This is a genomic window from Tenacibaculum amylolyticum (assembly GCF_964511145.1).
Taxonomy (GTDB): Bacteria; Bacteroidota; Bacteroidia; order Flavobacteriales; family Flavobacteriaceae; genus Polaribacter; species Polaribacter amylolyticum.
The window spans coordinates 327362-340390 of record NZ_CAZEFZ010000063.1 but is presented as its reverse complement, the minus strand read 5'-3'; the positions used below and the strand labels follow the sequence as shown (position 1 = coordinate 340390).

At 30.5% G+C, this 13029-nt stretch carries 13 protein-coding genes; 3 read left to right on the top strand and 10 right to left on the bottom strand.

From position 1 onward, the window contains the following. Positions 1–273: 273 nt before the first annotated feature. The 3 genes from ettA to ACKTTC_RS14565 all read right to left on the bottom strand — a co-directional run bounded on the left by ettA (position 274) and on the right by ACKTTC_RS14565 (position 3021). Positions 274–1965 carry an energy-dependent translational throttle protein EttA gene (gene ettA / locus ACKTTC_RS14575; RefSeq protein WP_408040576.1) on the bottom strand — a complete coding sequence of 564 codons (1692 nt, stop codon included), beginning with the start codon at positions 1963–1965 and terminating at the stop codon, positions 274–276. Positions 1966–2038: 73 nt separating this feature from the next. Then, on the bottom strand, positions 2039–2215 hold the full coding sequence (locus ACKTTC_RS14570) for a CAL67264 family membrane protein (RefSeq protein ID WP_408040575.1): 177 nt from the start codon (positions 2213–2215) through the stop codon (positions 2039–2041). Positions 2216–2430: 215 nt separating this feature from the next. After that, on the bottom strand, positions 2431–3021 hold the full coding sequence (locus ACKTTC_RS14565; RefSeq protein ID WP_408040574.1) for a hypothetical protein: 591 nt from the start codon (positions 3019–3021) through the stop codon (positions 2431–2433). 156 nt (positions 3022–3177) lie between these two features. On the opposite strand from ACKTTC_RS14565, the gene ACKTTC_RS14560 reads away from it, so the two are divergent. After that, a complete protein-coding gene (locus tag ACKTTC_RS14560) occupies positions 3178–4149 on the top strand; it encodes a pepsin/retropepsin-like aspartic protease family protein (protein WP_408040573.1) in 972 nt (323 codons plus the stop codon). Between the two features lie 4 nt (positions 4150–4153). Continuing rightward, positions 4154–5116 carry a glycogen-binding domain-containing protein gene (locus ACKTTC_RS14555; protein WP_408040572.1) on the top strand — a complete coding sequence of 321 codons (963 nt, stop codon included), beginning with the start codon at positions 4154–4156 and terminating at the stop codon, positions 5114–5116. 1 nt (position 5117) lies between these two features. On the opposite strand, the gene ACKTTC_RS14550 is transcribed toward ACKTTC_RS14555, so the two are convergent. Both ACKTTC_RS14550 and ACKTTC_RS14545 read right to left on the bottom strand, forming a co-directional pair. After that, the gene (locus ACKTTC_RS14550; protein ID WP_408040571.1) at positions 5118–7145 is read right to left on the bottom strand and encodes an oxidoreductase; all 2028 of its coding nucleotides are present in this window, start codon (positions 7143–7145) and stop codon (positions 5118–5120) included. Between the two features lie 125 nt (positions 7146–7270). Continuing rightward, positions 7271–8212: an NAD(P)H-dependent flavin oxidoreductase gene (locus ACKTTC_RS14545; RefSeq protein WP_408040570.1), complete on the bottom strand. Its 942-nt coding sequence runs from the start codon at positions 8210–8212 to the stop codon at positions 7271–7273. A 129-nt stretch (positions 8213–8341) separates the two neighbouring features. Between ACKTTC_RS14545 and ACKTTC_RS14540 the strand changes: the two genes are divergently transcribed. Further along, on the top strand, positions 8342–10105 hold the full coding sequence (locus ACKTTC_RS14540) for a T9SS type A sorting domain-containing protein (RefSeq protein WP_408040569.1): 1764 nt from the start codon (positions 8342–8344) through the stop codon (positions 10103–10105). Between the two features lie 74 nt (positions 10106–10179). On the opposite strand, the gene ACKTTC_RS14535 is transcribed toward ACKTTC_RS14540, so the two are convergent. The 5 genes from ACKTTC_RS14535 to ACKTTC_RS14515 form a co-directional block, all read right to left on the bottom strand. Continuing rightward, on the bottom strand, positions 10180–10668 hold the full coding sequence (locus ACKTTC_RS14535; RefSeq protein WP_408040568.1) for a hypothetical protein: 489 nt from the start codon (positions 10666–10668) through the stop codon (positions 10180–10182). Between the two features lie 103 nt (positions 10669–10771). Continuing rightward, on the bottom strand, positions 10772–11488 hold the full coding sequence (locus ACKTTC_RS14530; RefSeq protein WP_408040567.1) for a pirin family protein: 717 nt from the start codon (positions 11486–11488) through the stop codon (positions 10772–10774). Positions 11489–11490: 2 nt separating this feature from the next. After that, positions 11491–11931 (bottom strand): MarR family winged helix-turn-helix transcriptional regulator, encoded by a 441-nt coding sequence (locus tag ACKTTC_RS14525; RefSeq protein ID WP_408040566.1) that lies wholly within the window; start codon positions 11929–11931, stop codon positions 11491–11493. Continuing rightward, the gene (locus ACKTTC_RS14520) at positions 11931–12464 is read right to left on the bottom strand and encodes an NADPH-dependent FMN reductase (protein WP_408040565.1); all 534 of its coding nucleotides are present in this window, start codon (positions 12462–12464) and stop codon (positions 11931–11933) included. The genes ACKTTC_RS14525 and ACKTTC_RS14520 overlap by 1 nt, the downstream gene beginning before the upstream one ends. A gap of 69 nt (positions 12465–12533) precedes the next feature. Beyond that, positions 12534–12893: a DoxX family protein gene (locus ACKTTC_RS14515; protein ID WP_408040564.1), complete on the bottom strand. Its 360-nt coding sequence runs from the start codon at positions 12891–12893 to the stop codon at positions 12534–12536. Positions 12894–13029 lie beyond the last annotated feature (136 nt).

Sequence of the window (13029 nt, the reverse complement as noted above, 5' to 3'; positions counted from 1 at the left end):
AATTATTTTTATTTATCAAAACAGTATCACCTCCTGATACCTTCTTTACCCTATCTATAAAAAGAGTTACACATCACTAATTTATAAGTACGCCAGCCCCTAATTATTTTATCAAATTTTCATTCACTTATCTTTCTTTTCTACTTATCTCTTTCTTACTCTTCTTTATTTCTAAAATATCAAAAAAAAGCGCATTTATTTTAATTCCATATTAAACCTAATAAAAAAGCTAGCAAATATTTTTTGCTAGCTTTTTTATATTTCCATAAAGAATTATCTAATTAACTTCTTGTATTTAATACGTTTAGGCATTAAATCTCCTCCTAATCGTTTCTTTTTGTTTTCTTCATATTCTGAGAAAGATCCTTCAAAGAAATATACTTGTGAATCTCCTTCAAAGGCTAAAATATGTGTACAAATCCTGTCTAGGAACCAACGATCATGCGAAATAACTACAGCACACCCAGCGAAGTTTTCTAATCCTTCTTCTAAAGCTCGTAATGTATTTACATCTAAATCATTTGTTGGCTCATCTAATAATAATACATTTCCTTCTTCCTTTAAAGTCATGGCTAAATGTAAACGGTTACGTTCTCCTCCAGATAATGTATTTACTTTTTTATTTTGTTCACTTCCACCAAAATTGAATCGGCTTAAATATGCTCTAGAGTTTACTTGCTTCCCTCCCATCATGATCAAATCTTGTCCTTCTGAGAAGTTTTCCCATATAGATTTATTTGGATCAATATTAGCATGTGTTTGATCTACATAGGCAATTTTAGCTGTTTCTCCTACTGAAAACGTTCCCCCATCTGGAGTTTCTTCACCCATAATCATTTTAAATATGGTTGTTTTACCTGCACCATTCGGACCAATAATTCCTACAATTCCAGCTTGTGGTAAATTGAACTCTAAATTCTCATATAGTAGCTTTTCTCCAAATGCTTTAGATACTCCTGTTGCTCCAATTACATTTGTTCCTAAACGTGGTCCATTTGGAATATATATCTCTAACTTTTCTTCTGTTTGTTTTTGATCTTGGCTCATTAACTTTTCATAGTTCTTCAAACGTGCTTTTTGCTTTGTTTGTCGTCCTTTAGCTCCTTGACGTACCCATTCTAACTCTCGTTCTAATGTTTTTTGACGTTTTGAAGCTGTTTTACTTTCCTGAGCTAATCTCTTTGCTTTTTGATCTAACCAAGATGAATAATTTCCTTTCCAAGGAATACCTTCTCCTCTATCCAACTCTAAAATCCATCCTGCTACGTTATCTAAGAAATAACGGTCGTGTGTTACTGCAATTACAGTTCCTTTATATTGTGCTAAATGATGCTCTAACCAGTGTACAGATTCTGCATCTAAATGGTTTGTTGGCTCGTCTAATAATAAGATTTCTGGTTCTTGTAACAATAAGCGGCATAAAGCTACTCTACGCTTCTCTCCTCCAGATAATACTCCAATTTTCTTGTCTGGTTCAGGTGTACGTAACGCATCCATAGCTATTTCCAGCTTTGTATCTAATTCCCAAGCATTCGTTGCATCTATCTTGTCTTGTAACTCTGCCTGACGATCCATTAATTTTTGCATTTTATCTGGATCTGAATACACTTCTTCTAAACCAAACATATCGTTGATTTTATTGTATTCATCTAAGACTTCTACAACTTCTGCAACACCTTCTTTTACTACTTCTAATACAGTTTTTTCATCATCTAGTTGTGGTTCTTGCTCTAAATAACCTACTTTATATCCCGGAGAAAAAACAACATCTCCTTGATAATTCTTTTCTACACCTGCAATAATTTTTAATAACGTAGATTTTCCAGATCCATTTAAACCTAGAATTCCAATTTTAGCTCCATAAAAGAAGCTTAAGTATATATCTTTTAAAACTTGTTTCCCTGTTGACTGATAGGTTTTAGAAACCTTATTCATCGAGAAAATTATCTTCTTATCGTCTGACATTTGAGAAGTAAATTAATATAGTTAGTTAATTCTTTGATTGAAAAATAAGTTTGGGCTATTTCTAACAAGAAATTTATACCCTACCTTTTAGAGCATTAAATACCCAAGCGATTGCAAAAAATCCCAATGCTACTGCTCCAAATCCATATCCTGCAATTTCATCATATTTAAATATTGCTAGAGATACTAGCAGTATTCCCATGATTACCATAATTAATGTTGCGTATGCTAATACTGTATTTTTGTTCATTGACATATTTCTTATTTTAGGGTGCGACTGCCACAAGCGTGGTTGGTTTCATGATTAAACACACTATAGTTGAGTTTAAAACTTCATAATACCTTGCGCAAAAAATGAGCTACAAATATCGAGAAATATTTGAATTAACAATAAGTTTATTTATAACAAAAAACTTATTGTAATAATTATACCTAATAATATTCAAAATGTTTTCTGCTTATTTATTAGTTTCTACGATTTACTTGGTTCCTTCCCCTAGTTCGAGTAACACCTATATTTCTGTTATTATTAGGACTAAACTTATCTTTTATTTTCTTTTGATACTTCATCCATTTTTTAAGCTGTTTTTCAGTAAGAGTTTCTTTTAGTTTTTTGTTTAATACTTCTTCGGCTTCATGTGCTTCCCTTCTTGCATTAGGAATTACTTCTTTTAATTCTTTATTATCGTTAAATAATTCTTGAAAAGGTTTTCTACGTTCTGTTTCAGGAGTTGTTTTCAAAAACATGTCTATTTCATCAAAATACTTTGTATTTAAAAAAGTAATCTCTCCTATTCTATCATTATACTTTTTAAGTGCTTTATATACTATAGCTTTATTTTTTTCATCTTTTACTTTTATTTTTTTTACTACTTTTTCTTCATCATAATAAAATAATCCAGCCATTTCAATAGCTTTCATTTTTTCAACTGTTTTATTCGTTCTTGGCGGTGTTTGTCCTCTTCTTGCATTTCCTCCCATCTGTCCTCTTCCTCTCATTTGTCCAAAGAACAAAGTGCTCTGTAAGATTGTAATGATTATTAAAACGTTTCTCATAAGTATAGTTTTAAAACAAAACTACGTTTAAAGTTTACACTGAATAGTTAATAAAGAATTAAATTCGGCTTGTAATATATTGCCATTTTGCAATGAATTCTTTTATAAATAGTTTTAAAAAACGTAACAAAGCTTTATCAGATCGGTCTATTTAATATGCAGAAAGCAGTTTATATAATACTTTTTTTATTTTTTAGTCAGTTAGCTTTAGCTACTAATGATGATGGAATTCTTATCAATTCAATTCCAATTCATTTTAAGGACGCTAAAATTATAAACAAATATTCTACTCGAATTCCTTTTAAACTTGTAGATAGACTTATTGTTATTGAAGGTGGTATAAAAGATCAAAAAGGAAATTTTATTATCGATACTGGCTCAGAAACTATGCTTTTGAATAAAGTCCATTTTAAAACCTATCCTTTTGAAAGAAAACAAAAAAGTACGACAGGTGTCATAGACTTTGTAGATAACCTTTTTGAAAAGAAAATAAACAAATTATCTCTAAAAGAATTCACTTTACACAATAGAAAATCAGATATAATTGACTTGTCGCATATAGAAAAGAGCAAGAAAATTAAACTTTTAGGAATTATTGGCTTTAGTATTTTAAAAGATTATGAAGTTTTTATAGATCTTTATTTGAACCAAATTACGCTCACAAAAATTGATTCACTTGGAAACACTTTAAGTAAAGAAGTTTATTTAGAAAAAATAGTTGACAGTATTGATTTTAAGCTAAAAAAGCATACTATTGTTATTAGTGGTTATATTGGAAATGAAAAAGTGAAATTTGGTTTAGATTCTGGTGCAGAATTTAATCAAATACATAAAAGAGTAAGTAAAAAGGTTTTGCGTTATTTTTATCCTAAAAAACGGGTAAAATTAATTGGAGCTAGTAAAAGGAAGATTGAAGTTTTATACGGAAATTTGTCCAGAGTAAAACTCAGTGACAAAACCTATTTTGGTCCAATGAAAACAATACTGACTAGTCTTTATAATATGAATAAAGCCTTTGGCACACATTTAGATGGTATTCTAGGACATGATTTTTTTCTTCAGAAGAGAGTTATTATTAACTACAAAAAAGAAAAACTATATTTTATCAAATATCCATTAGTTAGATAGTTATATGAAATATAAATTAAACATAGTTTTATTCTTACTTAGTTTTATAAGTTACAATGTTTTTCCTCAGAAAAAAACATTAAAAGGTTATAGAATTGAAGGTGATTATGTTGTATTTACATTTGACAAAAGAGACTATACACAAGCTACGGATGAAAAAACTCAAAAAAGACTTGAGTTTGATGATTTTAATATTGAAAATGTTGTTGTTTCTGGTAATTTTAATTCATGGTCTAGAGATAGCTGGAGCATGTCTAAAGTCAACGATAACATATATGAACTAAGAAAAAAAATTACAGATTTTAAGGATGAATTTGATTGGGAGTTCAAGTTTGTTATTAATAATAGAATTTGGGCTGAACCTAATGAAAGTACCAGCAATATAGTACCTGCAACAGAAGGTCATAAAAATTACTATACCTATAATTTAAAAATGTATAATGCGTATCCCAGTAAAAAAGGGAATACAAAATTTAAACTTAAAGGTTTTAGAAACGCAAAAAAGGTAATTATTACAGGTTCTTTTAATAAATGGCATGAGCAGCTTTTTGAGATGGAAAAAACCAATGATGGTTGGGAGTTAACTCTTCAAATGAAACCTAATAAATATGAATATAGATTTATTATAGATGGCTACTGGATTGAAGATCCTGAAAATCCTTTTAAAGTTCCAAATGAATTTGGGGAATATAATTCTGTAATTGATATTACTGCCAATGTTGAATTCTTTTTAGACGGTTTTGACAATGCTGAAAAAGTAATTTTAGCTGGATCTTTTAATAATTGGTCTGAAGATTCTTTTCAAATGAAAAGAGTAGATAACGGTTGGACTTATACAATGAAATTACCTTCTGGTAAACATCATTATAAATTTATTGTTGATGGAAAATGGAAAGTAGATCCATCAAACCCCATAAAGGAATTTGATGGACATGGTAATATTAATTCTGTAAAAATGGTTAAGTAGCTTATAGTTTTGCTGCTAATCTACTTCCTTGGTCTATTGCTCTTTTTGCATCTAGTTCTGCAGCTACATCTGCACCTCCAATAACATGTACTTTTACACCTTTAGCTTCTAAAGGAACTAGTAACTCTTTAAAAGGTAACTGTCCTGCACAAATCACTATATTGTCTACAGGTAGCACTTTAGCTTCTTCATTTTTTATATAATGTAAACCTTCATCATCTATTTTTGTGTACTGAACTTCATTAATAAATTGTACATTTTTCTTTTTAAGGTTTGTTCTGTGGATCCATCCTGTAGTTTTTCCTAAATTCCCTCCAAACTTTCCTTTACTTCTTTTAAACATAAAGATTTCTCTTGGTGATGGATGTATTTCTGTATCAACTCCTTCTATTCCACTTCTTGCTTCTAAACTCTTATCTATTCCCCATTCATTTAACCAAGCATCTATATTTTGTGAAGTACTTTCTCCTTCGTGAGCTAAATATTCAGAAACATCAAATCCTATTCCTCCTGCTCCAATAACTGCAACACGCTTTCCTACAGGCTTTTTATGCTTCAGTACATCTATATAACTTAATACTTTTTCATGTTCTATTCCTGTAATTCTTGGTTCTCTAGGACTAATACCAGTAGCTAAGATTACTTCATCAAAACTTCCTTCAACTAAATCTTCTGCTGTTACTCTTGTATTGAGTTGTAAGTTTACATTATGTAGCTCTATTTGTTTTCCAAAATAGCGTATAGTTTCATAAAACTCCTCTTTTCCAGGGATTTGCTTTGCAATATTAAATTGTCCTCCTATTTCAGCTTCTCCATCAAATAAAGTTACTTCATGTCCTCTTTGCGCTGCAACTGTAGCTGCTGCTAATCCTGCTGGACCAGCTCCAACTACCGCTATCTTTTTCTTTTGAGTTGTTGGTTCGTAATTTAATTCAGTTTCATGACAAGCTCTTGGATTTACCAAACAACTTGCGATTTTCTTTTCAAAAACATGGTCTAAACATGCTTGATTACAAGCTATACAAGTATTGATTTCATCTTCTCTTTCCTCTTGAGCTTTATTTACCCATTCTGGATCTGCTAAAAATGGACGTGCCATTGAAATAATATCTGCATGCCCTTCCGATAATACTTGCTCTGCCGTAGCCGGCATATTAATCCTATTAGTTGTAACTAAAGGAATTGTAACTTCTTTTTTCATTTTTTGCGTAACCCAAGTAAACGCCGCTCGTGGTACCGATGTAGCTATCGTTGGTATTCTAGCTTCGTGCCATCCTATACCTGTATTAATAATTGTTGCTCCTGCTTTTTCTATTTCTTTTGCCAATGCTACAATTTCATCCCATGAACTACCATTTTCTACCAAATCTAACATTGATAAACGGTAAATAATGATAAAGTTTTCTCCTACTTTTTCTCGCGTTTGTTTTACAATTTCTATGGGCAAGCGCATTCTATTTTCGTAGCTGCCTCCCCAATCGTCATTTCTTCTATTGGTACGTTTTACAATAAATTGATTAATTAAATATCCTTCAGAACCCATAATTTCTACGCCATCATATCCTGCTTCTTTTGCTAATGCTGCAGATTTCACAAAATCTTTTATGGTTCTTTTAATTCCAGATTCTTTTAATTTAAAAGGCTTAAATGGATTAATTGGTGCTTTAATTGCTGATGGTGCCACACTTAATGGATGATATGCATAACGTCCTGTATGTAAAATTTGCATGCATATTTTTCCTCCTTCCTTATGTACTGCTTCTGTAATAACCTGATGTTTTCTTGCATGTTTTTTTGTGCTCATTCTCCCAGAAAATGGACTCGTCCAACCTTGAATATTAGGCGCTACTCCACCAGTAACGATTAGTCCTACTCCTCCTTTAGCTCTCTCTGCATAATAAGCAGCCATCTTCTCATAACCATCTTTTTCTTCTTCAAGTCCTGTATGCATAGATCCCATTAAAATTCTGTTTTTAAGAACTGTAAAACCTAAATCTAATGGTTCAAAAATGTGTTTGTATTTTGTCATTTTGTTTGTTAGTTTTTTAAAATTTATTATGCATGCATAACAAAAACAATATACGTCTTTTTTAGAAAATAAAAAAAGCTGCCACTAATGACAGCTTTTAGAAGGACTTATAAAATTATAGTTGATTAAACAAGACCCATCACAATTTCTTGTACAGGCTGTATTGATCTTGTATATTCTATACTAGGACCTGCTACCCATACTGTTTTATATGTAGCTTTCATTGCTGCTTTTTCAGTTGCTTTCATTCCCATAGAAAAACGGATCATCTTTACCCATTTTTTTAGCTTTCTATTTTTATTTAAAATTTTCTCTAACCAAGTTTCTTCTGTTCCTATTTTTTGAACATAAGGTGTATTAATAACTGTACAAGGAGTTCCAGAAATTCTTTTTGTCATTATAATATCATCAGCTCCATAATTTACACACGCTTCTTTATATTCTTGTGTTACTCCTGCTTCTTCTGACGCTATAAAAGGACTTCCTATAGAAACTCCTACAGCTCCATATGATAACATTTCATCTAATTGTTCTTTATTTCCAACTCCACCGGCAGAAATTACAGGGATATTACAATTAGTTGTTAACTCTTCTATTAATGCTTTTGGAGATAAGTTTCCTCGATGACCTCCTGCCTGATTATTTACAGCGATTAATGCATCTGCTTTTAATGATTCTACTTTTTTAGCAAAATTTAAATCTGTAACATCACAAAAAACTTTAATTCCAACTTCATGTGCCTTACGAATAGTTTCTTCTGGACTTCCTAAAGAAGTAATAATAAAATCGACACCTTCTTCACATAGAACATCTAATTGATCTTTATATTTGAGATTAGATTTATTAACTATTAAATTAAAACCAAATGATCCGCCAGCTACCTTATTCTTTTTAAGTTCATGTATTGCCGCTCTAAGTTCTTCTAAGGTTCTATAATTTAATGCTGGAATACAGCCTGCAACTCCAGCTTTCATTCCTTCTATAACCATTTTCGTGTTAGAAACCAAGAACATAGGAGCCATGATTATTGGATGTTTTATATCTAAAATTTCTGTGAGATGTGACATATTTTTTCTACTTTAATTTATTATGCATGCATAATAAATTGCAAGATAATTCTATTTTTTGGATTTTAAAATCTTAACTTTCATTTAAAGTCATTTTTTAAATAATAATACACTAAAACCCTAAATTAGATGTCCATTTATTCTGAAATCATGAAGAATTTGAACAACTACTATTACTACTTATTCTTTAGTATATTTATAACAACTTTACATGCTAATGCACAGTCTGCACCTATCACTATTGATGGAATCTTTAATGATTGGACTTCTAATCTTACTACATTTACAGATACCAATGAATCTAAAGACGGTATAGATTTATTAGAGTTTCAAGTTACGAATGATGCAGAGTATCTTTACATAAGAGTAAAAGCAAATAAAGAATTTGATTTAACTGGCGATGATCCTATTCTTCATAATTTTTTCTTGTATTTAGATACTGACAACAATGCTAATACCGGATTTAAAGTAAGAGATGATTATGGAGCTGAATTATCTATTGAATTTGCTAATCGTATTCTTTATAATAATTTTTCGGGAACTCCTAATCCACAAGTAAAATTTGCAGATATTGATTTTTTTTCTGCTCCCACAGTTACTTCTAATGAATTTGAAATTGCTATTGGTCGTGATGCCATTCCAGATGGAATTAACCCTTTGTTTCCTAACTCTAGTATAAAAATCTTACTTCGCAATAGAGAAAATTTTGATTGGCTTCCAAATTTAAATACCGTTTTTACGTATACATTTGATGATACTCCAGTTCCTTCATATACGCCTATTGATTTTGATAAAACGAATACTTCTTTTATTAGAGTAATGGCATACAACACATTACAAAATAGTCTTTTAGATTCTAATAAATTACTGTCGTATGAACGTATTTTTAAGGCTGTTCAGCCAGACATTATTGGTTTGGTAGAGAGTGCTAATACAACAACAACGTATATTAAATCTCTGTTTGATAATTGGTTGCCATTAGGTAATTCAAATGGTTGGTATGTAGCAAAACATGGTGGTGAAGTAACTGTTTCTAAATGGCCTATTTCTCAAACATGGAACAATCTTACACGTCAGTTTCCTGTGTTAATTGATTTACCTGAAAGCTATGGTACCGATTTATTATATACGAATGCACATTTAAATTGTTGTGGAGCAGATGCTGCTAGACAAGATCAAGTAGATCAATATGCTGCCTTTATTTTGGATGCAAAATCTCCTGGAGGAACTGTTACTCTCCCTCAAAATACACCTATTATTTATTCTGGTGATTTGAATTTAGTTGGACTCTCTCAACAATTAAATACCTTGATTACTGGTGATATTCAAAATACAAACACTTATGGAAATGGTGGTCCTTTAGATTGGGACAATAGCAATATGAAAGAAGAAAATGCTTTACAAAGTGATATTCGTATGAATTATACTTGGCGATCTAATGGTTCTGCTTTTCCTCCAGGAAAATTAGACTTTATTATTTTTTCTGATTATACCCTAACTTCAGAAAAATCGTTTATAATACAAACAGAAGTAATGTCGAATAGTAGATTAAACTTATACAATTTACACCCTTTTGACACTGCTACTGCTTCTGATCATTTTCCTGTAATAGCAGATTTTTCTATTGATAACACGCTTAGTAGTTCTGAAGAAACAATATTAACTAGTTTCGCATATCCAAATCCAGTATCTGATATTATTAATTTAACTTTTGGCAAGTTCAACACCTATTCTATTATTATTTATAATCATATAGGCCTACAAGTTTTATCTACTAGTATTAAAGAAATTAATCATAAAATTGACATAAGTCACTTAGCTAGCGGAGTCTATTATTTGAAAATTCAAGATAAAGAGAGCAAAACAAAGATTCTTAAAATAATTAAGAAGTAAATAAAATACATACTACTAGAAAAATTAAACGCCCACTTAGAAAAGTGGGCGCTTAATTTAAAATTGTTGTATTCTTAAAAAATCAGAATAATTACCATTCCATTACTACAAACAATTATTATAATTGTTACAAATCTTTCTCCTGTAACTAGTTCTCCATCTAATCTATATACAGATTGGTTGTCATATCTGTGAGGAACTTGAATTACATTACCATCATCCATTCTATGTTCAGCTAAACCTATTCCGGAGAAGGAAGATTTACTAATTCTATAATTAGCTATCTCTTCTTTTCTTATATCAGATTTCTCTAGAAATTGTTCTAATGTTGGTTCTCCTTGAACTCCTTTAGGGTTCATAGGAAACTCATTAGCTTTAACTACTCCATATTTTTCATGATAGTCTAATCTGATATCTTTTGTTTTTCCTTCTTTAGAAATTGTGACAACTTCAGTTTTCTCTAATCCAGAATTTACATCTACTCCATCTGTAGTAGTTTGGTTACATGATATAATCATCAAAGAAAATATCAAAAACGGCATTAGTTTTTGTAATTGTTTCATAATATTAATTTAAAAGGTTAATTGTATTACAAAACTACTTACAATCAGCTCACAAAAAACAAGGTAATAACCTGATTTTAAAACGAATACTATTTTTCATTAATTATAGAGGTATTTCAATTAACAACAGCTCTGAAACCTCTTCTGATTTAATTGTAAATTCTGTGGTTCCCAAAACTCCTAATGCATCTCTAGTATCTAGTTTCTCATTTCCTATAGAAACTTTACCTGATATATTCATCAAATAGACTCCGTATTTTTCAGATTTTAGTTTATATGTAAAATCTTGATTTTTATCTAAATCTATCCTTGATAATCTTGCATCTTGATGAATTTTTAAACCATTTGTTTCTTCATCATGAATATAACTAACCAAGGTTTGTAGTTTATTTTTACGTTCTTCTGGGTTAAATGCTTGTTGATTATATCTTGGTTGTACTCCTTCTGCTTCTGGTATAATCCAAATTTGAAATAAACTTAAATAATCGTCTTTAGAACCATTCATTTCTGAATGAGAAATTCCTGTTCCAGCAGACATTACTTGTACTTCATTAGGTTTTACATACAACCATTCATTAGACATACTATCTTTATGCTTTAACACGCCACTTAATGGAACTGTAATAATTTCCATGTTTTGGTGTGGATGTGTGCTAAATCCCATGCTAGGTGCAATTAAATCATCATTTAAAACACGTAACATTCCAAAATGCATTCGTTCAGGATTATAAAAGTTTGCAAAACTAAACGAGTAATTTGCTTGTAACCATCCATGATTTACAAAACCACGTGAACTGGCTGGATATTTTTTTAAGTTCATAACTATCTAACTTTATCGAGTAAATCACTCAGTATTTTAGATTCTTCTTCAGACAAATTTCCTAACAAATCTAAACCTGGAATTGTTTTATCTATTTCGGAAAGTAATAACAACCCTTCTTCTGTAATATTTACATATACTACCCTACGATCATCTTTACATCTACTTCGCTCAATTAGATGTTTTTCTATGAGCTTGTCCATAAGTCGAGTAACATTTGGTGCGCGCTCTACCATCCTATCTTTTACAATTTGCACCTTTGTTTTCTCAACCGCTCCTCTTAAAATACGCAGAATGTTGTATTGCTGAGGTGAAAGTCCGTACGGTTTAAAATATTCTACTTCTTGGGTATTAATCCAATTAGCAGTATACTTAATATTTATATATGCTTTTAATTTTTGGCTATCAAAACTTGTGTTTATGTCTTTAGAAATATCTCCCATTAACTCAATGATTTTTCAAATGCTGCTGTTGCTGATTCCAATGCTGCTGTATACTCATCGTTTGCTAATTTTCCTTCTTTAAAATTATCGTAGAATTTTGGTAATGAAAATTCGCTTGTGATGCTTGCTCCCATGTGTGGAAAAGTAGCTTTTCCTGCTGCTAATACGGTTGCTCCTCCTCTTCCTCCTGGAGAGGTTGCCATTAACAAAACAGGTTTATTTCTGAATACTTCTCTGTTTTTTCTAGAAGCCCAATCAAATAAATTTTTAAAAGCTGCTGTATAAGATCCATTATGTTCTGCTAGAGATACAATAAACCCATCATACTGATCTAATGTTTCGTTAAATTTTGTTGCTCCTTCTGGATATGCACTTCCTTTTTCTATATCTTCACTAAAAACAGGTACTTCATAATCGTTTAAATCTAACACATCATAAGCTATGTTATTTACTAAACCTGCTGCGTAAGTTGCTAACTGTTTATTAATAGAGTTTTTACTAGTACTTGCTCCAAATACTCCTATTTTCTTCATAAAATTTTAATTTAACACCTTTGTAATAAGGTAATTTGTGGAATAATTTTAAAAATCTTATTTACTTTTTTAATGCTTTCCTATCTTTTTACCAAAAACATAAGAAACTGATAAGAAAATAAAAGCTAATAATGCTCCCATCTGTTCTCCGTCTCCTATCATTACGTGTGCAAAAAAGGCTAATAGAAAATTGAAAAAGAATCCTGCGTATGCCCATTCTTTTATTGTTTTATTATTTACAAACCATAATGCAATTAATCCTAAAATTTTAGCTGTTGCTAATGGATAAATAACATATGTTGGGTATCCAAAACTTTTAAAAGCTTGCACAATTGCTTCGTGATTAAACACATACATACTTGCTGAAAACAGCATTAATAATGTTAATAATCCTGTTGCTACATAATAAATGATTTTGTTTTTTTTCATGATAGTTTTATTAAGATTATGATACAAAGATACAAAATATCTTCCATGGAAAATAAATTTATGGAAAATACTTCTTTTTTCAGTATTTAGAAAATAGTTATACATTTGCATAAGTACTTATATAAATTAATATATT

Bases quoted from the DNA above. Each gene is read 5' to 3' on its own strand.
- ACKTTC_RS14545 (WP_408040570.1), bottom strand. From the start codon at position 8,212: ATGTCACATCTCACAGAAATTTTAGATATAAAACATCCAATAATCATG.
- ACKTTC_RS14540 (WP_408040569.1), top strand. From the start codon at position 8,342: ATGTCCATTTATTCTGAAATCATGAAGAATTTGAACAACTACTATTAC.
- ettA (WP_408040576.1), bottom strand. From the start codon at position 1,965: ATGTCAGACGATAAGAAGATAATTTTCTCGATGAATAAGGTTTCTAAA.
- ACKTTC_RS14535 (WP_408040568.1), bottom strand. From the start codon at position 10,668: ATGAAACAATTACAAAAACTAATGCCGTTTTTGATATTTTCTTTGATG.
- ACKTTC_RS14550 (WP_408040571.1), bottom strand. From the start codon at position 7,145: ATGACAAAATACAAACACATTTTTGAACCATTAGATTTAGGTTTTACA.
- ACKTTC_RS14570 (WP_408040575.1), bottom strand. From the start codon at position 2,215: ATGAACAAAAATACAGTATTAGCATACGCAACATTAATTATGGTAATC.
- ACKTTC_RS14515 (WP_408040564.1), bottom strand. From the start codon at position 12,893: ATGAAAAAAAACAAAATCATTTATTATGTAGCAACAGGATTATTAACA.
- ACKTTC_RS14530 (WP_408040567.1), bottom strand. From the start codon at position 11,488: ATGAACTTAAAAAAATATCCAGCCAGTTCACGTGGTTTTGTAAATCAT.
- ACKTTC_RS14560 (WP_408040573.1), top strand. From the start codon at position 3,178: ATGCAGAAAGCAGTTTATATAATACTTTTTTTATTTTTTAGTCAGTTA.
- ACKTTC_RS14565 (WP_408040574.1), bottom strand. From the start codon at position 3,021: ATGAGAAACGTTTTAATAATCATTACAATCTTACAGAGCACTTTGTTC.
- ACKTTC_RS14520 (WP_408040565.1), bottom strand. From the start codon at position 12,464: ATGAAGAAAATAGGAGTATTTGGAGCAAGTACTAGTAAAAACTCTATT.
- ACKTTC_RS14525 (WP_408040566.1), bottom strand. From the start codon at position 11,931: ATGGGAGATATTTCTAAAGACATAAACACAAGTTTTGATAGCCAAAAA.
- ACKTTC_RS14555 (WP_408040572.1), top strand. From the start codon at position 4,154: ATGAAATATAAATTAAACATAGTTTTATTCTTACTTAGTTTTATAAGT.